22 protein-coding genes and 1 other annotated feature are annotated in these 23533 nt (G+C 45.9%); of the genes, 1 reads left to right on the top strand and 21 read right to left on the bottom strand.

From position 1 onward, the window contains the following. Positions 1-23: 23 nt before the first annotated feature. The 16 genes from ileS to murB all read right to left on the bottom strand — a co-directional run bounded on the left by ileS (position 24) and on the right by murB (position 16498). Entirely contained in the window at positions 24-3122 is a 3099-nt protein-coding gene (ileS, locus tag AC0YOD_RS01960; protein WP_475797564.1) for an isoleucine--tRNA ligase, read from the bottom strand. Between the two features lie 46 nt (positions 3123-3168). Continuing rightward, positions 3169-3472 (bottom strand) — a binding site (T-box leader). A gap of 79 nt (positions 3473-3551) precedes the next feature. After that, positions 3552-4076, bottom strand: a complete 525-nt coding sequence (locus AC0YOD_RS01955) for a DivIVA domain-containing protein (protein WP_475797563.1) — start codon at positions 4074-4076, stop codon at positions 3552-3554. 96 nt (positions 4077-4172) lie between these two features. Next, on the bottom strand, positions 4173-4955 hold the full coding sequence (locus tag AC0YOD_RS01950) for a YlmH family RNA-binding protein (protein ID WP_475797562.1): 783 nt from the start codon (positions 4953-4955) through the stop codon (positions 4173-4175). Between the two features lie 14 nt (positions 4956-4969). Next, the gene (locus AC0YOD_RS01945; RefSeq protein ID WP_475797561.1) at positions 4970-5236 is read right to left on the bottom strand and encodes a YggT family protein; all 267 of its coding nucleotides are present in this window, start codon (positions 5234-5236) and stop codon (positions 4970-4972) included. 8 nt (positions 5237-5244) lie between these two features. Further along, on the bottom strand, positions 5245-5694 hold the full coding sequence (locus tag AC0YOD_RS01940; protein ID WP_475797560.1) for a cell division protein SepF: 450 nt from the start codon (positions 5692-5694) through the stop codon (positions 5245-5247). A gap of 3 nt (positions 5695-5697) precedes the next feature. Then, entirely contained in the window at positions 5698-6417 is a 720-nt protein-coding gene (locus AC0YOD_RS01935) for a YggS family pyridoxal phosphate-dependent enzyme (RefSeq protein ID WP_475797559.1), read from the bottom strand. A gap of 3 nt (positions 6418-6420) precedes the next feature. Then, positions 6421-7254 (bottom strand): peptidoglycan editing factor PgeF, encoded by an 834-nt coding sequence (pgeF, locus tag AC0YOD_RS01930; RefSeq protein ID WP_475797558.1) that lies wholly within the window; start codon positions 7252-7254, stop codon positions 6421-6423. Between the two features lie 62 nt (positions 7255-7316). Next, entirely contained in the window at positions 7317-7598 is a 282-nt protein-coding gene (locus tag AC0YOD_RS01925) for a YlmC/YmxH family sporulation protein (protein WP_475797557.1), read from the bottom strand. Positions 7599-7743: 145 nt separating this feature from the next. Continuing rightward, positions 7744-8526 (bottom strand): RNA polymerase sporulation sigma factor SigG, encoded by a 783-nt coding sequence (gene sigG / locus AC0YOD_RS01920; protein WP_475797556.1) that lies wholly within the window; start codon positions 8524-8526, stop codon positions 7744-7746. A gap of 104 nt (positions 8527-8630) precedes the next feature. Then, positions 8631-9353 (bottom strand): RNA polymerase sporulation sigma factor SigE, encoded by a 723-nt coding sequence (gene sigE / locus AC0YOD_RS01915; protein ID WP_054027973.1) that lies wholly within the window; start codon positions 9351-9353, stop codon positions 8631-8633. A gap of 38 nt (positions 9354-9391) precedes the next feature. After that, the gene (spoIIGA, locus tag AC0YOD_RS01910; RefSeq protein ID WP_475797555.1) at positions 9392-10309 is read right to left on the bottom strand and encodes a sigma-E processing peptidase SpoIIGA; all 918 of its coding nucleotides are present in this window, start codon (positions 10307-10309) and stop codon (positions 9392-9394) included. Between the two features lie 423 nt (positions 10310-10732). Beyond that, the gene (ftsZ, locus tag AC0YOD_RS01905; protein ID WP_475797554.1) at positions 10733-11848 is read right to left on the bottom strand and encodes a cell division protein FtsZ; all 1116 of its coding nucleotides are present in this window, start codon (positions 11846-11848) and stop codon (positions 10733-10735) included. Between the two features lie 119 nt (positions 11849-11967). Then, positions 11968-13209, bottom strand: coding sequence for a cell division protein FtsA (gene ftsA / locus AC0YOD_RS01900; protein ID WP_475797553.1), 1242 nt, complete (start codon positions 13207-13209; stop codon positions 11968-11970). Between the two features lie 219 nt (positions 13210-13428). Beyond that, positions 13429-14199: a cell division protein FtsQ/DivIB gene (locus AC0YOD_RS01895; protein WP_475797552.1), complete on the bottom strand. Its 771-nt coding sequence runs from the start codon at positions 14197-14199 to the stop codon at positions 13429-13431. Between the two features lie 109 nt (positions 14200-14308). Next, positions 14309-15577 (bottom strand): UDP-N-acetylglucosamine 1-carboxyvinyltransferase, encoded by a 1269-nt coding sequence (gene murA, locus AC0YOD_RS01890; RefSeq protein ID WP_475797551.1) that lies wholly within the window; start codon positions 15575-15577, stop codon positions 14309-14311. Positions 15578-15592: 15 nt separating this feature from the next. Continuing rightward, the gene (gene murB / locus AC0YOD_RS01885; RefSeq protein ID WP_475797550.1) at positions 15593-16498 is read right to left on the bottom strand and encodes a UDP-N-acetylmuramate dehydrogenase; all 906 of its coding nucleotides are present in this window, start codon (positions 16496-16498) and stop codon (positions 15593-15595) included. A 48-nt stretch (positions 16499-16546) separates the two neighbouring features. Between murB and AC0YOD_RS01880 the strand changes: the two genes are divergently transcribed. Continuing rightward, positions 16547-16714, top strand: a complete 168-nt coding sequence (locus AC0YOD_RS01880; RefSeq protein WP_475797549.1) for a hypothetical protein — start codon at positions 16547-16549, stop codon at positions 16712-16714. A gap of 287 nt (positions 16715-17001) precedes the next feature. Here the strand turns inward: AC0YOD_RS01880 and spoVE are convergent, their stop codons facing one another. From spoVE to AC0YOD_RS01855, 5 genes are all read right to left on the bottom strand, one after another. Continuing rightward, positions 17002-18099 carry a stage V sporulation protein E gene (gene spoVE, locus AC0YOD_RS01875; RefSeq protein WP_475798340.1) on the bottom strand — a complete coding sequence of 366 codons (1098 nt, stop codon included), beginning with the start codon at positions 18097-18099 and terminating at the stop codon, positions 17002-17004. Between the two features lie 46 nt (positions 18100-18145). Next, complete coding sequence (gene murD / locus AC0YOD_RS01870; RefSeq protein WP_475797548.1) at positions 18146-19582, bottom strand: UDP-N-acetylmuramoyl-L-alanine--D-glutamate ligase; 1437 nt, start codon at positions 19580-19582, stop codon at positions 18146-18148. Positions 19583-19655: 73 nt separating this feature from the next. Further along, positions 19656-20612, bottom strand: coding sequence for a phospho-N-acetylmuramoyl-pentapeptide-transferase (gene mraY, locus AC0YOD_RS01865; protein WP_475797547.1), 957 nt, complete (start codon positions 20610-20612; stop codon positions 19656-19658). Positions 20613-20616: 4 nt separating this feature from the next. After that, positions 20617-22032, bottom strand: a complete 1416-nt coding sequence (locus tag AC0YOD_RS01860; RefSeq protein ID WP_475797546.1) for a UDP-N-acetylmuramoyl-tripeptide--D-alanyl-D-alanine ligase — start codon at positions 22030-22032, stop codon at positions 20617-20619. Beyond that, a complete protein-coding gene (locus AC0YOD_RS01855; RefSeq protein ID WP_475797545.1) occupies positions 22029-23516 on the bottom strand; it encodes a UDP-N-acetylmuramoyl-L-alanyl-D-glutamate--2,6-diaminopimelate ligase in 1488 nt (495 codons plus the stop codon). Before AC0YOD_RS01855 ends, AC0YOD_RS01860 begins: the two co-directional genes overlap by 4 nt. Between the last annotated feature and the right edge of the window lie 17 nt (positions 23517-23533).

Genomic DNA, 23533 nt, shown 5'->3' with positions numbered 1-23533 from the left:
TTAGATTCCTCTATACTATATCCTTATCCTCGAATGAAAATTCCAATTTCCTTCTCACCGAGCGCAACTCTTTCCATTTCCGGCATGGCTTCATATGCCACTGATTGAAGCAAGACGTTATCATGAAGAACGCCAGTAAACGCCTCAAGAGCAGTCTTCAGCTCGCTATCCACATTCAGAACGAGATCAATTCTTTTCTCAATTGGCAGGTCACGTTTTTTCCGCGTATCCTGAACCGCACGAATCACTTCACGAACCCAGCCCTCTTGCTCAAGCTCCGCTGTAATATCTGTATTCAAAGCTACGGTTACGCCATTGCCTGAAGCAGAAGCAAAGCCTGACTTCGCTTGTTTCTCAACCAATAATTCATCAACTGTAATGGCGAGCTGTTCGCCGTCAGCAGTTGTGAAATCAAAGGTGCCGCCATTTACAATAACACTCGTTTGCTCCGCACTGAGTCCTTTCAGTTGTCCTTGAATTGGCCCAACATGCTTGCCGTATTTTTTGCCGGCAATTTTAAGATTCAGCTTTAATGTGAAATCTACAAAGCCGCTATCGGAGGTTTGTACCCGAATCGCTTTCACATTGATCTCGTCCTTGATGATGTCTTCATAACCAGCCACATCAAAATCGCGATCAAGCGATACGATTAACTCGGACAAAGGCTGACGAGTTTTGATGCCCGTTTCATTACGTACATTACGCGCCAACTCAACGATTTGCTTCGCGCTTTCCATATCACGCTCCAGCTTCTCATCGATTGCGGATTCATCAGCCTTCGGATAATCCGTCAAATGCACGCTACCTTCTCCGCCCAAGTTGCCGAATACATCCTCAGCAAGCAGTGGAGCATATGGAGCGATTAGACGAGAAAGTGTTAGCAATACGCTGCGCAAGGTTTGGTAAGCAGCCAATTTATCCTCTGAAAGCCCGCTTCCCCAGAAACGATCACGTGAACGACGGATATACCAGTTGCTTAGCTCATCAACAAAAACTTCAATCGATCTAGCTGGGTTAAGGAAGTCATTAACCGCAAGACCTTTGTTGACTGAGCTGATCAAGCTGTTCAACCTTGAAATAATCCAACGATCAAGCTTGTTCTCTGATTTGACTTCAGCATGCGCATTAAAATCATAACCGTCAATAGATGCATAAAGAGCAAAGAATGCATGTGTATTCACGATTGTATCAATAACCTTCGATTTAGCTTCGCCAACAATACCGCGTGAGAAACGTTTACTATTCCAAGGCGCGCTATCAGATAGCAATGCCCAGCGGAATGCGTCTGTTCCGTATTCATTAATAATCTCATAAGGATCAATAACATTGCCTTTCGACTTAGACATTTTCTGACCGTTCTCATCCAGAATATGTCCTGTTGAAATAACAGCTTTGTATGGAGCCTTACCGTTGTACAAAGTAGAAACGGCAAGCAGACTGTAGAACCAGCCGCGTGTTTGGTCTATTCCTTCGCAGATAATATCAGCAGGATACTGCTCCGCGAACTGCTCTTCATTCTCAAATGGATGATGATGCTGAGCGAAAGGCATTGAGCCGCTGTCAAACCATACATCGATAACTTCCGGCGTGCGTGTCATCTCTGCACCTTCAGCAAATGGCGACTTCAGCTTAATGTCATCGACATAAGGCTTATGAAGCTCAATATCCTCCGGCACATCTCCGATTGCCATTGCACGCAAGTCAGCGATGCTGCTAGGTGAATATTCCTTGCCTGTCACATCACAAACCCATACATTGAGCGGTGTTCCCCAGTAACGGTTACGGCTAATATTCCAGTCAACCAAATCTTCAAGGAATTTGCCGAAGCGTCCTTCACGGATATGACCTGGATACCAGTCTACGCTGTTGTTGTTAGCAATTAGTTGATCCTTAACCGCTGTTGTCTTAATGAACCAGCTCTCCATTGCGTAATAAATCAATGGCGTTTTGCAGCGCCAGCAGAATGGGTAGCTATGCACATAACGCTCTTTGGAGTAAAGCAAACCGCGCTCGCTAAGATTTTTTACGATGTCGATATCAAGCTCGCTGTCCTTAACGAAACGCCCAGCAAAGTCCGTTACCTCAGGAATATAACGTCCAGCAAGATCAACAACGCTAAGCATGCTGATTCCATTCTCACGTGACACACGGTAATCATCCTCACCATGAGCCGGCGCGATATGAACGATACCTGTACCGCTCGTGTCACTGACGAATTCACCAGCAATGACAATATGTCCCTTCTCAACTGGCACATAACGGAATGGCGGCTCGTAGCTTAGTCCAACAAGCTCTGCGCCCTTTACAACGGATAAGGTTTCATAATCATCCTTAAGCACGCTCTCCGCTAGGTTTTGCGCTACGATGTAAACCTCACCGTTTTTGGAAGCGCGAATATAATCAATTTCTGGATTTACAGCAAGCGCAACATTGGCAGGTAGCGTCCAAGGTGTTGTCGTCCAAGCAAGAACGTATTCTCCAGAATCTGTAAGCTTGAATTTCGCTGTGGCGCTTAGATCCTTCACGTCCTCATAGCCCTGAGCAACCTCATGTGAGCTAAGGGTAGTTTGACAATCCGGGCAATAAGGGCTTACGCGATGTCCGCGGTACAGTAATCCTTTGCCATGAATCGTGGATAAAATATGCCAAACACTCTCGATGTATTCATTTTTCAGTGTAATGTATGGATTATCCAAATCTGTCCAATACGCAATAGCTTCCGTTAGCTCACGCCATTGCTTCTCGTATTCAAATACACTGTTTTTGCATTTTTTCACGAATTTCTCGACGCCATACTCCTCGATTTCTTGCTTACCGGAGATGCCTAGCTGCTTCTCAACACCTAGTTCAACGGGTAGACCGTGGGTATCCCAGCCTGCTTTACGGATAACTCGATAGCCATCCATTGTTTTGTAGCGGCAAATAAAATCTTTGATTACACGGCCAAGCACATGACCGATATGCGGCGCTCCATTAGCTGTCGGAGGCCCTTCATAAAATACAAAGTTCGGTTTGCCTTCACGATTTGCAATTGATTTTTTGAAAGTATCATCTTTTTTCCATTGTTCCAGTACGCGCAGCTCACGGCTGCGGGCACGTTCCTTTACGTCTACGCGTTGCATCGTTCCAGCCTCCTAATTTAAACAAAAATAAAGCCTCATCCCTATGAGAAGGGACGAGGCTTAGTCGCGTTACCACCCTTGTTCCGCGCTTACAGCTCCATTTCAGCTGAGAAGCAAATAAATACGAGCAATTCAAATGAATTGTGTATTATGCGGCACCTTAGTCGCGAACATGTTGTTCGCGTTCCCTGTAACGGGGGACAGCCGTCAGCACTTACTGCTGCTTTCGCAGGTTGGGCGCCGCTTCTCAGAGAGGATATTCCGCAATAGCTCACACACCGGACTTTCAGCTGCCGCCGGCTCTCTGAGGAGTGAACCCAAAACGTACTCGTTCTCATCAACGAAGTTTAGATCATAGATTAATTACTATTAGTTATAGCTTAAGATCAGGTTAATTGTCAAATGGCATATCGTCCAATTATGCTCGGACTAGCCTCTCAACAGCTCATGCTCTGATTGTCTGTCGGTTTGTCTCTCCGTTGCTCTAGCATGCTGAGGCTCCAATGTATCCCAGCCATCAACTGCAAGCAGCTCAAGCTGCGCTTCAACGAGTGTACGGAACCTTGCACGATATACAGATGCTTGCTTCTTAAGCTCTTCCACCTCAAGCGAAACTTTGCGTGATTTGGAAAGAGAATCATTAATGATTCGATCGGCATTCTTCTCCGATTCCTTAATGATTAGCTGAGCTTCCTTCTTCGCATTGCTTCTAACCTCATCAGCTGCTTCTTGAGCAACAATGATGGTCTTGCTAAGCGAATCTTCAATATTCGTAAAATGATTTAATCTTTCCTGCAAGCCAAGAACTTGATTTTGCAGCTCTTTATTATCACGAATGAGCGATTCATAGTCTTTGATGACCTGATCAAGAAACTCATTCACTTCATCTTCGTCATAGCCGCGCAGTCTCCGACCAAACTCTTTGTTATGTATGTCCAATGGCGATAACGGCATTGGGACACCTCCTCAAGGTATTTGTGAATCAGGTAACCGGATCACAGTATTTGATGAGAACACATTCGACAACCATAGATGAAATCCTGCAAACCATTAAATAAATTTACCAATCTTGACGCGAATCCTGCCTTTTTTTGTCACGCCATCTACTTCTTGTACCTTAAAACGACCTAATCCTTTAAAAGAGATCACGTCACCCTCGCGCAGCTGCTTCGATGGGTCCTCTTCAAACTTCCAGTTTACCCTGCATCTGCCCGCACGAATAGGATCGACAATTTTGGAGCGGCTGATCCGATAAACATCACTTGCGATACCATCCAAACGCATAGAAGCAACGGATAAACTCATCTCCTCCAGCTTTGGACGAACTGCCTTCAGCTCTGAAAGAGGAATAACATCCGTTAGCACACTTATCCGATGCACCTGCCTAAGATGTACATCCAAATAATCAGCTATTTCATCCATGACTACGATATGGCAAAACTGTTCATGCACATGAATGTCACCAATACGATCACGTTTAATACCGAGCCCTAGAAGCGCACCTAGAAAATCACCATGATCTAGCTCCAGCTCAGCTTGTCCGGGACCGTTCACTGCCAGTACAGAGATGCCAATAGGCTCATCATCCAAGATGCGGTAATCTGGCGCAATAATGGCTCGTTGACGTTCTGCTCCTTCATAACCACCATCTAAACGAATGATGACATCCTGATTCCGGTTGGCCAGCATCGTCACAATTTGCGCTTGTCTAGGGTCTAAAAAATCGGTCCGCTTCAGCTCATGCTGCTGTGCGGACCGATCTATCCATTCCATCGCCCGGTCGATGAATGGTTTCTCGTCCGGGTGGAAATGGTCATATATGCCTTGTTTCATACGATTTCATTCCTTTAAATAAAGAAGTCAAAGACCGCAATCAAACCGAATGCGATAAAACGCAATGCAAATACGGCTAGAATCGGAGAAAGATCAAGCATACCCCCAATTGGCGGTATAAATCTTCTGAAAACGCCTAAGTACGGTTCAACGAGCTTGCCGAGAAAAACTCCGATGAAGCTTTCACGGGCGTTGGGCAGCCAAGAAAGGAGCACGTACCCAATAATCATGAAGGTGTAAATGCTTTGCAGAGACATAATAATGTTGGAAATTTGATTCATATTCAAGGTCACCTCATTTTGTTGTAATCGTTCTCCTCCGCTAGCATTTCCGTTATGGCACCTTGAATTTCTACTGAATCAGGCGTACATAGAAAAATATTAGGACCAAGCTTAGAGATGCTACCGCTTAAAGCGTACACTGTACCGCTAAGGAAATCAACAATCCGAACAGCCAGGTCAGTTCGAACTCGTTGCAAATTCACAATAACAGCACGTCGTGAACGCAAATGGTCTGCAATCTCCTGCGCTTCATCATAGGAACGGGGCTCGCTAAGGACGACCCGAACATTTTTCTGTGAATGAATGCTAACGACGTTATTACTCTTCGTAGTTTTACGTGCTTCGAACGGAGAAGTTTCAGCTTCTTGTTCATCCTGCTGTATTACTCTCTCACGCTCTACAACTTCTTCTTCCTCTTGCAATCCAAGAAAGTTCATAAATTTGTTCATTACGCTCATCTTTTAAACCTCCTCTTTCCCTACTAGTATCGTACCAAGTCGAATCCATGTCGCCCCTTCTTCAATAGCTACTTCAAAATCATTCGACATGCCCATTGATAATTGGGTTATGGTTTCCGCTTGCGGACTGCTCTTCTGTAAATCATCACGCAGCTCGCGAAGCGCTCGAAAAACCGTTCTGGTTTGCTCTGGTTCAGCCTCATACGGAGCCATCGTCATTAATCCAATTGGCTTCAATGATGGATACTGTCCCAGCTGTTCTACGAATGAGAGTACCTTATCTGGCTCCATGCCATGCTTGGAATCCTCTCCAGAAACATTGACTTGAATAAAACAAGGAACGATAATACCCAGCTGAGAGGCGCGTTTGTCAATCGCTTCGGCTAAAGACAGCCTGTCCAGCGAATGCATGTATGTAAATTTCCCGATGACGTCCTTCACTTTATTCGTTTGCAAGGATCCAATAAAATGCCAGATAGGTTGTCCATCTACAGGCAGTTCGTCACTACCGCTAATAGCTTCCCATTTAGCCTGCGCATCCTGCCAACGATTTTCCCCTAGATGACGAAAGCCATGCTTAAATGCATCCCTAGTCGTCTCTAACGAAACGTATTTCGTAACTGCAATAATTTGAACATCATCTCTGCTGCGTCCTGACCGCTCGCACGCTTGCTTGATTCGTTCTTCAACTAGCAGCATCCTATTTTCTAATGTAGTCGACATGTTTCACCTCTCCCGAATGCCGATCCAGCTGGCCATTCGGCCGGTAGGGCCACCTTCCATGCGATGAGAAAAAAATAAATCTCCCCTGCATCCAGTGCACCACTGTGTTAATTCGATATGGATCGGCAAAATTCCTGCTTTTATCATAATCTGTCGGTTTATTTCTTTCAAGTTCAAGTTTGCTTTGCCGTTTGCCTCTAATTTCATCAGCAATTCCGACTCATTCTCGGTAACATCAAGAGAAACAAGAAGCTGCTGCACCTGCCCGATAACAGGTCCATCAACCTCATAGCAGCAGCTTCCAATAGACGGACCGATTGCCGCTACGAGCTGTTCTGGTTTCGTTCCATAAGCTCTTGTCATCGCTTCAATCGTTTCAGAAGCGATTGACTGTACCGTTCCCTTCCAGCCAGCATGCGCAAGCGCTACGGCTCCATGCTCGGGATCGTAGAAATAAAGAGGGACGCAATCTGCATAAAAAGAGGTCAGCAGCACATTAGGTTTATTCGTCATAATGGCATCACAATCCTTAATGACATCCGAAAGCGCTGCTCTCCCCTTCCCCCGATCATCTTCTTTTACCTCAAAGACTCTATTTCCATGCACCTGTTCGGCACAAGTCCACGCTTCAAAAGGCCAATCAATTGCGCTCGTTACGAGCTTGCGATTAGCAATGACTGCTTCATCCAAATCGCCTACATGCAGACCCATATTTAAAGATTCCCATGGTTTCGTACTTACTCCGCCGTCTCTTCCTGTAAAACCGACCGTTAGCCCATCATAAAGAGTCTCCCATTGGGATAATAAAAAAAGCGAAGGACCCTTCGATAACTTCATAGGTTCAAAAGCTTCCATTATGCCAGCAACTCCCCTCGTAAACATAGACACATTTTACCGTGTTACGAGCGAGCGTGCAAATCATCTTCCTCCGTGCGCAGCGTTTTTGTATCATCCATTCTGACCAGTACAACATCTGTCCCAATCTTCACAATGTTCCGCCAAGGAATAACAACCTCTGTACCGCCGTTTCCAAAAATTCCAAAAAACCTTGTATATTGAGGAATCACTATAGAATCGATACGACCCTGCCTCAAATCTAGCTCCAAATCCGTTATTTGGCCGAGCTTTTTCCCGTCAACAATATTGATAACGTCTTTCGTCTGAAAATCTGAAATTTTCAATTCTGCTCACCACTTTTCAACAGAGTGATCGTCCGTTTATCTCTCCTATAACTATATGAGCAAATCGCCCAAAATGTCCTACCTTAGACAAAAATAATTAGGCATGTTAAAACATAAAGAAACGGTGCCTCTCGGCACCGTTTCTTTATGTTTTAACATGCTTTTGCATTTGCTGAATAGCTGATTTCTCTAACCGTGATACCTGAGCTTGTGAGATGCCGATCTCATCGGCAACCTCCATTTGCGTCTTACCATCAAAAAACCGCATCGACAAAATCATTTTTTCCCGATCATTAAGCTTTGTCATCGCTTCTCGAAGCGCTATCTCTTCAATCCACGAGACATCTTTATTTCGCTCATCGCTGATCTGATCCATCACATAAATAGGATCTCCGCCGTCATGATAGATCGGTTCAAACAGTGACACAGGATCTTGAATAGCATCCAGCGCAAAAACAACATCTTCCTTCGGCACATTCAACGCTTCCGATATTTCAAAAATCGTCGGCTCACGTGAATTTTTGTTGGTCAAGCTGTCTCTTACTTGAAGTGCCTTATAGGCAATGTCCCTTAAGCTCCGCGATACGCGTATGGGGTTGTTGTCTCGCAAGTAACGGCGTATTTCTCCGATAATCATCGGTACGGCATAGGTGGAAAACTTGACATTTTGACTAAGGTCGAAATTATCTATCGCCTTCATAAGTCCGATGCAGCCGACTTGAAATAAGTCGTCTACAAACTCTCCCCTATTGTTAAACCGTTGTATAACGCTAAGAACAAGTCTTAGATTGCCGTTAACTAATTTCTCTCTTGCTGCCCACTCGTTGCGGGTTTGCAATGCCGTAAACAACTCTCGCATTTCGACATTATTTAGGACAGGCAGTTTCGCGGTATCCACTCCACAGATCTCGACTTTATTTCGGGTCAACGTGATTACCTCCCAAGGAGAAACATTAATGTACATTATCTCCTTGGGAGGTCTTTTTATTCCTAATGCGACATTAATCGACATCAACACGAGGCAAAAAAAGGCTAAACCATTTTGTTAAATTCCTTGCGAAGCCTTTTAATGATTCGTTTTTCTAAGCGAGAAATATATGATTGAGAAATGCCAAGAAGGTCTGCAACATCCTTTTGTGTCTTCTCCTCGCCATCAGCGAGTCCAAAGCGAAGCTCCATAATAATTCTTTCTCTTTCAGAAAGTTTATCCAGTGCTTTATGCAGCAGCTTGCGGTCAACTTGCTCTTCAATATTGCGGTAAATGGTATCATTCTCGGTTCCAAGCACGTCTGACAGAAGAAGCTCATTCCCATCCCAGTCAATATTAAGCGGCTCGTCAAAAGAAACCTCGGTACGTGTCTTGCTATTGCGGCGCAAATACATCAATATTTCATTTTCGATACAACGCGAGGCATAGGTGGCTAGCTTGATCTTCTTTTCAGGATCAAAAGTATTAACCGCCTTTATCAGTCCAATTGCGCCTATCGATACGAGATCTTCAATATGAATGCCGGTATTTTCAAACTTACGTGCAATATAGACCACCAATCTTAAATTACGTTCAATAAGCATCGCACGAATGGCCGTATCACCTGTAGGCAGCTTTTCCAGCAAATATTCTTCTTCTTCACGTGTTAATGGGGGCGGAAGCGCTTCACTGCCGCCAATATAATATATCTCTTCACTTTTTAATCCGAATAAAAACATAACACGATAATAATATAACTGCAGGATCAATTTATATTTGACGAGCATCTGGCCCATCCCTCCTCGATTGTATGAGCATACGAGCTTTACTGCTGTACCATTGACGGATGGATAATCGCATGATAAGCCCCATCAGACGTCAGCTTGCCGCCGTCAAGTCCGATTAGCACCTTTCGCGTCTCAAAAACTTGTCCTTCCCTAGTTACCTCAACCGCATCCGGTTTGATCGCTAGCATGAATTGTGATCCTCGGTTGACTCCTCTGAAAGGAACAAGGCGGAGCCGATCTTGCCATTTGAAAGGCTGTTCATCCATTCCCGCCACAAGTCGATCTACTTGTGCATCACGTATGCTATTCAACCACGATTCGGGCAAATCTTCTTGCCATAAAGCAGCCTCCATCACCATAACCGGTGTCCGGGTCAGCGGGTCATAGAGCTGATTTCCGGTATCAATCAAGCCAACGCAGGTTTGAATGCGCTCACCAATTGTTATTTTGACATCTGCCAAATGAGTGTGCACCAGCTCCCTCTCTCTTTTTTGCGTCAATACGGTACGGTATATATACAGTCCAATACAAAACGCAGCAACCAGATAAAACAATCCCATTTTTAGTTCCACATGCATACTGCCATTAACGAACGTAATCGTCCTCCAAACCTCGCCAGAGCCTTGCATAAACAAATAATACAGTCCAAGAACCGCACCGGCAGCTACAAAGTTAACCGCATAAAACGTTGCTACATTCCGAAGAAAGTGCTGCATGGACGGAAAACCAAACGCGATCCAAACAATTAAGAAAGACATGGATACCTTTACGGCTAATGTAAATAAAAAAGAAAGCTGCGGAAAAAACATCAAGACAACATAACATGCTCCGACAGCAGAAGCGGACAGCACCCTCCAAGGCTTTGGCTTAAAATGACGTGCCCAGGCCGTAGTTAATAGAATAGCACCGTCAACGAGCATCTCTCGCAAAAACATAACATCCACATAAACAGCCATTTCGGCCACCTTCCTGCAACTGTCGGCAAACGGGCCTGCAGCCGGCACCCGGGAGAACGATTGAGACTAGTATATTAAAAACCCATTTCAAAGTCTGTCTATTCATGACAGCATGACACATCTTTTTTTGTCGAGTAGAGGTATAAAAACCGCCATGACTGAAGTCGGACAAGCCTTCCAACTGTTCCTCTTAATCCTCTGTAAATAGGAAGTTTGAATGAATATTGCTACTGGTTTAAAGTTCGCACGAGCGCCACAGTACATTTCCATTACTTTTTTACCGTTCATTCTGTTATTGACTTTTAATTAATTTGTCGTTTCTAGTCAATCTGGAAGAAGAAACGGATTACTAGTTGCGCACTCTTTCTTAAAAAAAAAAACGCCTAACCGGTCAAGCCGGTTAGGCGTTAAGGTGAAAATGGATTAGCGATCTCCGCGAGGACGATTACGCAGGAACGCTGGAATTTCAAGCTGATCGCTAGACGTATTAGAAGTACCGAAAGGCTTTACAGGGGCGTTGTTCCCTTGTTGTCTAGTATCAACCGCCTCTGGCTGCTGCTGAGGCATACGGCGTGCTGTTGGAGGCTTATGTTCAAAGCCCGTTGCAATAACGGTTACTTTAATTTCATCCTTCAGTTCCTCGTCGATAATGGCACCGAAAATCATATTCACATCTGGGTCGGAAGCTGAAATAACGATTTCCGCTGCTTCATTCACTTCATAGAGTGAAAGATTGCTTCCGCCAGTAATGTTCATGATAACGCCGCGAGCGCCGTCAATGGATGTTTCTAGCAATGGACTCATAATGGCTTTTCTTGCTGCTTCAGCAGCCCGATTCTCACCTGTAGCAATCCCGATACCCATCAATGCAGAGCCGCGCTCCGTCATGATCGTCTTCACGTCTGCAAAGTCAAGGTTGATAAGTCCAGGAACTTGGATTAGATCAGATATGCCTTGTACAGCTTGACGAAGCACATTATCCGCTTCGCGGAAAGCTTCAAGCATCGGGGTTTTCTTATCAACAATTTCAAGCAAGCGATCATTAGGAATAACAATGAGTGTATCTACTTTTTCCTTAAGCGCTTCGATACCGAGCTCTGCTTGTCCAGCACGCTTGCGTCCTTCGAAGGTAAAGGGGCGCGTTACCACGCCAACCGTCAGCGCACCACATTCACGTGCAATTTCAGCAATGACCGGTGCCGCGCCTGTTCCCGTACCTCCGCCCATGCCTGCTGTAACAAACACCATGTCGGAGCCCTTTAGCTGGTTCATAATAATTTCGCGAGATTCCTCAGCAGCCTTGCTGCCAACATCAGGATTAGCACCAGCACCTAGTCCGCGCGTCAGCTTATCACCGATTTGCAGCTTATGCTCTGATTTGGCCAAATGAAGCGCCTGAGCATCGGTATTTACCGTAATAAACTCAACGCCTTTAACTCCATTCTCAATCATACGGTTGACTGCATTACTGCCCCCCCCGCCTACACCTATAACTTTTATTTGAGCAAGCTGCTCAAGCTCAAAGTCGAATTCCAACATCTTTCATTGTCCCCCAGTCAAGCGTAAACTGCCCGCACCGTCTATCAGACGGAAATAGCAACGTTTCGCGGTAAAATATAAGCGTCCTATGACGGTGAAACTTATATTATCTTATATTTTTAAATAAACTCATTGAACATACTTTTTAAACGCTCAAACATACCAGGTTTAGATGTAGGTGCTGGAGTTGCTTTGCGGCTTGCCGTTTTCTTCACTGCTCCAGTTCCGCGAGCTCCCATATACTTAGAAACGTATTGTATCATGCCAACGCCGCTGCTAAAAGCTGGGTCTCTTACTCCGATATAATCCGGCAATGCAATTCTAACGGAAGACTCAAGCTCAATTTGAGCCAAAGCCAGCGTTCCCGGCATAGATACGGAACCTCCAGTGAGAACGTAACCATTCACTTTATCTCCATAACCAAGTCTACGAACCTCTTGGCGAACCATATGGAAGATTTCCTGCATACGCGGTTCGATTATGCTAGCAAGGTCAATTTGAGAGAATTCCTTCTCTGCATTGCTTCCCATGCGATTCACTTTAAACTTCACATCTTCAGCAGCATCATTCACATTCGCGCATCCGTATTTCAGTTTAATTTTCTCAGCCTGGTCACTTTGAGTCCGCAGTCCATAAGCGATGTCATTCGTTACATATTCACCGCCGATTGGCAATGTAGATGTAGCCGCTAGACCTCCTTGATCATAAATCGCTATCGTACAGGAGCCAGCTCCGATATCGGTAAGCACAGTGCCTATCATTTTCTCATCTTTAGTCAGCGACATGACGCCGGAAGCAAGTGATAACAAGATGACCCCAGAAATTCGAAGTCCTGCTTTCTCCACACAGCGCATAAGATTATGTATTGCAGTCTTCGTCCCCGTGACGATTGTCGCTTCAACCTCAAGACGGACTCCAATCATGCCGCGCGGATCAGAAATGCCTTCCAATCCGTCTACCAGATACTGCTTTGGCACTAAATTAATAATTTCACGTTCTGGCGGCAGCGCAACTACCTTCGCTGCTTGCAGGACGCGTTCAATATCTTCCTCACCAATTTCGCGATCCTCGTTGGATACTGCAACAACGCCACGGTTAGTTTGCAGTGCAATATGATTGCCCTGTATTCCAACATAAACGTCTGATATTTGAATACCGACCATTCTTTCCGCATGCTCTATTGCACTGCGAATCGATTTTACGGTTTGGTCAATATCTACAATTGCTCCCTTGCGAATACCCTCTGAGTCGGCAGATCCAACTCCAATAATATTAATGGATCCATTATTCATTTCACCAATAATAGCACGAACTTTGGATGTACCGATGTCCAAACTGACGATGATGTCGTTGCTGCTCAACTTGCGGCACCTCCGTTTCAATAAAAATTTATTTTCCATATGTAAAAGGTCTTTTTACATATTCAACGCCTTTAATATTTTCCCTCTTTTTTCAACAAATTTTTCATAATACTCTCATTTGTTGTCGATCGCCGCCCCTTGCGGCGTCTTAAAACACCTGTTGTAATCGAACTTCATCCAGTATAAATGCGATAACTAAAATTCTACCATTCTTTCAGCCTATTGAGTAGTCTCTTTTTGATCATCATCCATATTTTCTAGACTTTCAATATTGAAGGGAACATATGTGTCTGCTAAGAGCATTGTAATCTTACCAGGTTCTTGAATTTCGATAACAGCATTCAGCGCATCAATTTTCTCTTTAAGCACAGATACAGCGGTCACCACTTCAAATTTCGTCCTCGTATAAATGATAATTCGATCAGGGTAAGCCGATGATGGATATGGCGTTATTTCTGATAGATCAGACAGCTGCTTCATTGGAATTAGTCCAAGCTCACTCGTTAGCTCCGCCTTTACAGGATCATCAGGCGACCAGCCTGAAAGAACCGGCTTGTCCACAAGCATGAGCTCATCATTGCTGGCACTGATACTCGTTCCATTTGACAAGAGCGCAGTCATCTCACCTTGACTTGACAGTTCGAACGCTACCGCCGGAAATTCCTCTACCGTAATTTTAATGATTCCTGGGAATGTTTTCGTTACGGTTGCTTTATTAATTTGCGGAAGCTTGCGGACTCTCTCTTCTATCGTAGCGGAGGAGGTTTTGAAAAAAGCATCGCCGACCAATATGGCAGCAGCCTCTCCAACTTCCTCTTGCGTAGCGAATCTCATTCCCTCAATTTGAATATCTGATATTTTGCTGATTGAAGAGTTGAAAAACAATACAGCAAGCAGAGCAATAAACAAAAGTATGAGAATGGTCAACAGCCTGCGGCTGCCCATTCGTTTACGCTTAGGTTCCTTCAGCACAGGCATACCAGTGCTCATAGCTTGTCCCTTCCTTCCCCAAAAAACATCCGGATGGCCCCGCTTAGCAAGAAAACTTCGCTAAAGAGGTCTACCGGCTGTTTCTATCTTGCTGCTCAATTGCATAGAATTAGTTATTAGGAACAGGTGCATAACGTGATATGCGTGCACCTAGCCTTGACAACATGAGTTCGATTTTCTCATAGCCTCTATCAATGTGATGAATTTGCTCCACAACCGTCTTTCCTTGCGCTGCTAAACCAGCGATTACCAGCGCGGCTCCAGCCCGCAAATCGGTAGCTTCAACGGTTGCACCGTATAGTCTAGGCACACCGCGTATAAAAGCAGCATTCATATCTACACGAATATCGGCGCCCATACGGGATAATTCATCCACATGCTTCAGTCGGCCCTCAAAAATCGTTTCCTTTAATACGCTCACACCATCTGCAAGAGTAAGCAGCACCATCACCTGAGACTGCAAATCCGTTGGAAAGGCAGGATATGGAGAAGTAACGATTCTTTCAACAGCTCGAGGTCTGGATGCATTGCCGACTTTAATTATATCACCGTCGACAATGATTTGAACACCTGCACGGCGCATAACATGAATCAAGGAAGATAAGTGCGCGGGTTGTGTATTTAGAAGCGTCACCTGACCGCGTGTTGCGGCGGCAGCAACCATTATGGTCCCTGCGACTATTCGGTCCGGAATAACCTTATAACGACATGGTGTTAGCGACTGTACCCCGTCTATCGTTATCGTGTCTGTTCCAGCACCCATAATCTTCGCGCCCATCGTATTTAGAAAACGTTGCAAATCTTGAATTTCCGGCTCTCGAGCCGCATTGCTAATCGTAGTTCGGCCTTCAGCCAAAGCTGCGGCCATCATAATGTTTTCAGTGGCCCCAACACTCGGGAAGCTTAGATGAATATCTGCGCCTCGCAGTTTATCTGCACGGCACACGATACGGTTGCCGAATTCTTCGATTTCTGCTCCAAGCGCCTGCAAGCCTTCCAGATGCAGATCTATTTTCCGTTCCCCGATCGCGCATCCGCCTGGCTGGTAAACTTGAGCCTCGCCAAATCTAGCGAGCAACGGACCCATAAGAAAAATAGAAGAGCGCATCTGTTTCATTAACGATTCCGGCACGTGGGGTGTATGTGCAGATTCAGTATCCAGCACAACGGTACCTCCCGTATGCTCAGCGCGGCATCCTAATTCGCGTAAAATGTTTAGCATAACGTCGATATCTAATAAATCGGGCACGTGATCTAAAGTTGTTGTGCCTTCAGCCAGCAAACTGGCAGCCAATATCGGCAAAGCGGCATTTTTCGCTCCTTGGATAACTATGGTTCCTGAGAGAGGTTTCCCACCTTCAATCACCAATTTGTCCAATGTATCACCTCCAAGTTACCGCTCACCCACCACCAATACTTCCGGCACCAACAGGATGCCGTAGCGGTCCTGAACGGTGTTTTGTATATGTTTCATGAGGGCGAGAACGTCTTCAGCAGTCGATTGATCCGAATTGACGATAAAATTGGCATGCTGCGGGGATACTTGTGCGCCTCCGAGACGATAACCCTTTAAACCCGCTTCCTCGATGAGCCTCGCGGCAAAATCATTTGGCGGATTGCGGAATACACTTCCAGCACATGCCAGCTGCAGCGGTTGTGTACGTAGCCGTCTCTCTTTGTAAGAGGCCATCATGGATGAAATTTCTTTCCGTTCTCCCTGTTCTAATTCGAAAGCAGCCTCAACGACTACTCCCTTTTGTTTATGCAGAATGGAATGACGGTAAGAAAAGCACATATCCTCTCTTTCGCAGCGAACCAATTCTCCTGTCTCCAGAACAATGTCAGCATATTTGAAAATACGTGACACATCCGACCCATGCGCGCCAGCATTCATATAGACGGCTCCGCCTACCGTACCCGGAATTCCCCCCGCGAATTCAAGACCAGTCAGCCCTTCCTTGCCGGCCATAACTGCTAGCTTAATAAACGAATAAGAAGCGCCAGCAATCGCTTGCGATCCTTCAAAACGCACGTAATCTAACCCTTTATGAGGTTTAATTACAACGCCGCGAATCCCTTTATCACTAACCAGCATGTTTGAACCTCGACCTAGATTCGTCCACGCCACTTGATGCTTTTGCACCAACCGTACAGCGTTTATCAAATCTTCCTTGCTTCGAGGGAGGATAAGTATGTCGGCAGGTCCGCCGATTTTCCAAGTTGTATAGTTTGTTAGCGGCTCATTATACAAAACTTCGCCAAGATCGGCTTGTTCCAATTCCGCTTTAAATGCTTCCATTAGGTCGAACCTCCTAAAGGTTTTGCGAAGCAAAACCACTTCGTAAGCATGAGCTTAGGTTTTGCGAAGCAAAACCACTTCGTAAGCATGGGCTTTAGGTTTTGCACAGCTGATTCCGATGCGATTCTTCTGTATTCCAATCAAAGCTCAGCGGCTATGATTGGGAATACGTTCGTTGTAACAACCGCTCCTTCAGGGCGACGGTCACGAATATAGTGTATCCTATGCCCTTGCCGGTTTTTGTGTGACAATCGCCTATTTGTCAGCCATTTATGCCTGGAAGCTTCAAACCATGCCCTTCTCAAATCAACCTTTCGTTGGCCTTACCTATAAACGTTTCGCAGCGGATGCCGAAAATAAGTCTGTAGTCATATAAAGATGCACATGGATCGCTCTTCTATACATAGACAATACCGGATTAAATTAATCCGGTATTTCGTTATTCTCATAATTTGGATGAATCCAACTTCATGTAATAATGAGCGTAACTCCCACAAAAAAGCTCAACGGGAATAACGCGAGATATTAAGTAAGATACCTAACGCTGTCAGCAGCAAGGTAAGTGATGAGCCGCCATAGCTAACAAGAGGCAGCGTAATGCCGGTTACGGGCATCATGCCGATGACTACCCCGATATTGATCAATACTTGAACGCCTATAATTCCAGTTATACCAACAGCAAGCAAACTGCCAAAGGTATCAGGTGCTGCGATTGCCGCACGCACGCCTCTCCATACCACAACCAAAAACAATAATATTAGCGTTACTCCGCCAATGAAGCCTAACTCTTCTGCTAATATCGAGAAAATAAAATCCGTTTGCGGCTCAGGCAAATAACTGTATTTTTGACGGCTCATGCCCAGTCCTAAGCCTACTAGACCCCCTGGTCCAATAGCGAACAAGGACTGTATAATTTGATACCCTCCACCTAACGGATCTGACCATGGATCGAGGAAGGATGTTATACGCTTCAGCCGATATGGGGCTGCGATAATGAGTCCAACGAAGCCTGCTACGCCGATAAGCGCTAAGCCTCCCAAATGCGTGAGTCTAGCACCTGCCGTAAAAATCAACAGCAAAGAGGCTACCATCATAACTGCCCCAGTACCCAAATCAGGCTGAAGCATAATGAGCCCAAATGCTAGTCCAACCAAACCAAGCGGCGGCAATAGCCCTTTTGTAAATAGCGTAATCGTTTGCTGCTTCTCTGAAAGCCATTTTGACAGAAATAGAATCATCGCCAACTTCATAAACTCAGACGGCTGAATACCGAAAGAGCTGATGCCAAGCCAGCTGCGCGCCCCGCCCCGTACGACGCCGACACCAGGTATAAGTACGAGAATGAGCAGTCCAAAACAAACAAGCAAAGCCATAGGCGCCCATTTTTTCCATATGGTATAAGGGGTATTCATCGTAAATATTAATGCCCCTACTCCAAGCCCAGCAAATAAAACTTGACGTTTCACAAAATAAAAACGATCACCGAACTCGTGAAAAGCGAGCACAGCGCTAGCGCTGTAAACCATAATCAACCCGATGGAGAGAATAAGCCCAATCGCAGCCAGCATCCAAATATCCGGGGCAGAACGCGCTTTAACCATAGCGAACACACCTCTTAGCATGGGAAAGTAGGGACATGCCCCCTACTTACAAGGTATGCGCCGAATCTTTAAAAATGCGTCCTCTTTGCTCGTAAGATGCAAACATATCCCAGCTGGCACACGCTGGGGATAACAGAACAATATCACCCGGCTCTGCCAGAGCAGCTGCTTGCTTCACGGCTTGCTGGAGAACGGATTCGGCGTCCTCATTAGGTTCGACGATTTCCACCTTAGCTAAACCTGCGAGCTCTGCAACATGAGCGAGCTTCTCACGCGTTTGGCCAAACGCTACGATCCCTCTCAGCCGATCGCGGAAAATAGGAACAAGCTCCATATAGTCCGATCCGCGGTCAAGTCCTCCAGCTACTAATATGATCGGAGCTGTGAACGATTGAATCGCAGTTGTCGTTGCAACAGGATTAGTCGCTTTTGAATCATTGTAATATTTGACCTCATTTACTTCCCGCACGAACTCCAGCCGATGCTCTACTGCACCAAACTCTCTCAGCGGCTCTATAAGCTGTTCCGGAGAAGCGCCAGCAGCCAAACTAGCCGCTATAGCCGCAAGCGCGTTAGCGGCGTTGTGACGTCCTGGTATACCTAGCTCATCCACTGGCAATATCGTAATTTCAACACCGTCTCCTTGACGGAATACGATTTGTCTATCAACTGTCCCTTCCTCAGAAAGTGATACAGGCTCTCTCTCGTAAGGAGGATCTATATATATGCCTGCTTCAAGTCTGTCATATAAAGAGAACGGAAACAGCTGTGCGACTAGAAATTCTGAAATCGCCCGACATTCTGGATCATCCCAATTAATAACCGCAACATCTTCCTCTGTCTGGTTGTCAAACAGCTTCACCTTGGAGTTCACATAGTCATCCATATCGCCGTGATAATCGAGATGCGTTTCTGCAATGTTCAGCAGCAAGGCGATACGCGGCCGGAAGGAGTTTGTCCCTTTTAACTGAAAGCTGCTCAGCTCTGCAACAATCCACTGATCCTCCGTTGCCTCCATTGCTGCTTCACAAAGCGGACGGCCGATGTTTCCAGCTACAATCGCCTTCATGCCTGCTGCGCTGAGCATCTCGCCGAGCCAAGTTGTCGTAGTGGTCTTTCCGTTGGAGCCTGTAATGCCGATAATAGGCGCAGGCGACAACCAGTAGGCTGCTTCTACTTCCGTAATGATTTCAACGCCTAGCTGGGCAGCTTTTTCCACAGGAGGCGATGAATAGGGAATACCTGGATTTTTGATCAATAACGCGGTTTCCGAAGTAATTAAATCATCTGGATGTGAACCGCATAGCACAGAAATGCCCAAAGCAGTCAATTCATCCGCTTCGGGGCATAATTCACGTTCTTTTTTGTCATTCACAACAACTTCAGCGCCCATTTGGTGAAACACCTTCGCAACGCTTACTCCACTTCTAGCCAAGCCTAACACAACGACACGGCGGCCTTGATAAGATGCCGGATGATTCATAACAGACAGTCCCTTCTATGGATACATGAAACGGCTTCAATGATGCAGAAGCCGTTTCTGAGCATTTTTTATTTTATATAACGAATAATAAACCAATTGCCGCCAAAACTAAACCTACGGACCAGAAGACGGTAACAACCTTCCACTCCGACCAGCCGCTCAGCTCGAAATGATGATGAATCGGACTCATTTTAAAAATCCGCTTGCCCCTCAGCTTGAAGGAACCAACCTGCAATATCACCGACAGCATCTCCAGAACAAAAACTCCGCCGATAATAATGAGAAGCAGCTCCATCTTCGTCAAAATCGCCACCGCCGCAATACCGCCGCCGATGCCGAGTGAGCCCATATCACCCATAAACACTTTCGCTGGATGAGCATTGAACACAAGAAATCCGAGTACAGCGCCAACCATAGCTGCGGAGAACACAGCCGACTCGTGAGCGGAGGTTTGCAAAGCCACTACGGTAAAAGCACCGAAAGCAATCGCGCTAGTACCTGCCAACAAGCCGTCAACCCCATCCGTAAAGTTAACGGAATTACTCGCTGCAAACATAATAATAACGACTAACGGATAATAAAACCAGCCAAGATCAAAACCCCATCCTGTACCCGGAACCGTAATCTCGGTACTATGATTCATGTTGTACAGCATCGCGCAGACAATGATGGAAAATAGCAGCTGTCCGAATAGCTTTTGACCTGCTGTAAGTCCAAGCGATCTTTTAAAAACAATTTTAATATAGTCATCTAGAAATCCAACGAGTCCGAAACCAAGCGATGCCGTAAGAAGCACCCAAAACTCCGGTGTTTTATCGGAAAATTTCAAGAAGGCGATCATGAGAGCAAGCATAATGATAATGCCGCCCATTGTTGGCGTTCCGCTTTTCTTCAAATGACTTTGAGGACCCTCTGTACGAATTTGCTGACCAAACTTCAGACGTCTAAGCAACGGTATGAACAATGGTCCGAGCAAAACCGCTAGCAAAAAAGAGGCACCAATTGATAATAATATGACCATCATGTCCATATCCTCACCCCACCTCTAAAGCTTGGACAATCTGTTCCATCCGCATGCCGCGGGAGCCCTTAATCAGTACGATGTCCGTGGGCTCCAGCTTGTTTCTAAGCCATGCAGTAAGCTCTTCTTTATCATCAAAATGTAAAATGAACGCATCAGCCGCTTCTTTGGAGAAGCGTGATTTCGCTCCGTCAGCCGTATGCTGTGACAGAGGTCCAAATGTAAGCACGGCATCTGCCTTGCTTGGTGTAATATAAGCGCCGATCCCGAAGTGAAGCTCTTGCTCTTCCTCACCAAGCTCTAGCATATCACCAAGCACGATCCATTTTCGGCCATAGCCTTCCAATTGCTCTACGAGATCAATAGCTGCTCGAACCGCAGTCGGATTAGCGTTATATGCGTCATTCAGAATTTTAGCTCCGTTAAAAGCTTCAACTGGCTGAATTCGCATTCCCGTAAGCTTCATATTGTTCAAGCCTTCAACAATCTTAGGCGCCGGCACTCCGAAGTATCGCCCAACAGCGATAGCAGCAAGCGCATTACTGACATTATGCTGACCAGGAACAGGTATTCGAACGGTACCAAGACCGCTCGGCGTACCATTAAAAAGCGCTGTAAACTGAGTCTCTTCCGAAGCAATGACGATGTCGGATGCCGACCATTCGTTGCGTGCTGTCAGTCCAAAAGTTCTGCGGTTAATACCGCTAGGCAATATTGCACGTTCCAATTCTGCTTCCAGAAGAGGCTCGTCACCATTGTAAAGCAGCATACCGTCCTCGCTTAATCCAAGAGCAATCTCAAGCTTAGCTTTCGCAATACCCGCTCGTGAGCCAAGCTGGAGCATATGGGCATCTCCAACATTCGTAATGATTGCGGCATCGGGCTGTGCAATTTTCGTCAATAGCTCAATTTCACCAAAGTCACTCATACCCATTTCAAGCACAGCCACTTCTGTATCTTCGTCGAGCTGGAGCACCGTTAACGGCAGTCCGATATGATTATTAAGGTTGCCTTCTGTTTTGTGAACCTTATAAGAAGTGCCTAGAATCGCTGCTGCCATGTCTTTAGTCGTTGTTTTACCGTTGCTGCCGGTTATCCCAACAACGCGAACAAAAAGCTCACTGCGGTAAGCAGTCGCTAGTCGTTGCAGAGCAAGGAGTGTATCTCCTACAATGAGAAGAGGAAAATTAGCAAGCGCCTCAGGCAGCTCACGTCCCTTTTGCCAAAGCGCAGCTACAGCTCCATTAGTTACAGCTTGCTCCAAGTATTCATGCCCATCGAACTGCTCGCCAACAAGCGGAACGAACAATTGACCCGCTTCAGCTTTGCGCGAATCCGTCGTTACACCTGTTACAAGAAGCTCAGCACCATTTTTATTCCATCTTGCACCGCTCATCGCGGCTAGTTGTTCCATCGTACGTTTAATCAATGTATGATTCCCCTTATCGCTTCTTTCGCAACGGTTCGATCATCAAACGGTTGCTTTATTCCATTCACTTCCTGGTAGGTCTCATGACCTTTCCCCGCAATCAATACTACATCTCCTTGGCTTGCCATTTCAACCGCTTTTTGAATTGCAAGCTTCCGATCCCCAATTAATTGGTATTTATCTGTATCAACACCATTATTTATAAGTCCTTCTTCAATATCCTTAAGAATAAGCTGGGGTGATTCGGTACGCGGATTATCGGATGTTATAAAGACATGATCGGCATAGCGGGCAGCAATTAACCCCATCAACGGGCGTTTCTTACGATCACGATCACCGCCGCAGCCAAACACGCATAGAATTCGTTTCTCCGCGAACTGCTGAACAGCTCGCAGCACATTTTCCAATCCGTCTGGTGTATGTGCATAATCTACTATGACAGCAAAGCTTTGACCGGCGTTCACCGCTTCTACTCGTCCCGGAACGCCCGGAATTGCACTTAGGCTAGCGGCGATAGCCTCGAGCGGCACTCCTTCAATAAGCACGGCGCTAATAGCGGCCAGCGCATTATATACATTAAACTTGCCCGCCATCTGCAAGGTTACGTCTGTCTCGCCTCGAAAGGTTTTTACATGAAAGGTAGTTCCCTGAGCAGTTATACGTATATTCGACGCCCTTATATCAGCCTCGTTGTCGATGCCATAAGTTATGACCTCAGCTGCAGTAAGCTCCGCATATTCCGCTGATAATGGGTCATCTCCGTTGAGCACGGCATATGATCGTTCATTCTCATCAGCCCTATAAACATTGCCGAGTCGAGAGAAAAACAAGCCCTTTACTGCGGCATAGCGGCTCATCGTCTCATGATAATCAAGATGATCCTGAGTCAGATTGGTAAAGACAGCCGTTCGAAAGCGGCAGCCTTTTACTCGTCCCTGCTCCAATGCATGGGAGGAGACTTCAATTGCGCAATATTGCGTACCGGCATCTCGCATCTGACTTAAATATTTTTGCAGCTGGAGCGTTTGCGGAGTCGTGCTCGACATGGGGAAGGACTGGCCGCCATAGCGCAGCTCTATCGTTCCTATCACGCCTGATGCCTTTCCCTGATCATTCAATATTTGCTCAATTAAATAGGTGGTTGTAGTCTTTCCATTCGTCCCCGTAACGCCTATTAGCTTAAGCTGATCGCTGGGATACGTATAAAAATGATTCGCGATAACAGCCATCGCCAGTCGGCAATCCTTTACAACTAGCTGTGGGATCGGCAGGTTAAGCTCTCGTTCCACAATTAAAGCAGCCGCTCCCGCTTCAACCGCTTGCGGAGCAAACAAATGACCATCTACCGTATGACCTCTTAAGCAAATAAACAATAATCCAGCGCTAATGCTTCGTGAATCCGTTTCAATGCCGATCCATTCCGTCTCCCCGTCACCGACAAGCCGCGACGTGATAAGCAGTTCCGCAACTTCCTTTAGACGCATCTGCTTCAGCCCCTCCC

The organism is Paenibacillus sp. J31P13, from assembly GCF_056269295.1.
Note: the sequence above shows the minus strand (reverse complement) of the source record. Positions and strands in the feature narration are given on the sequence as shown.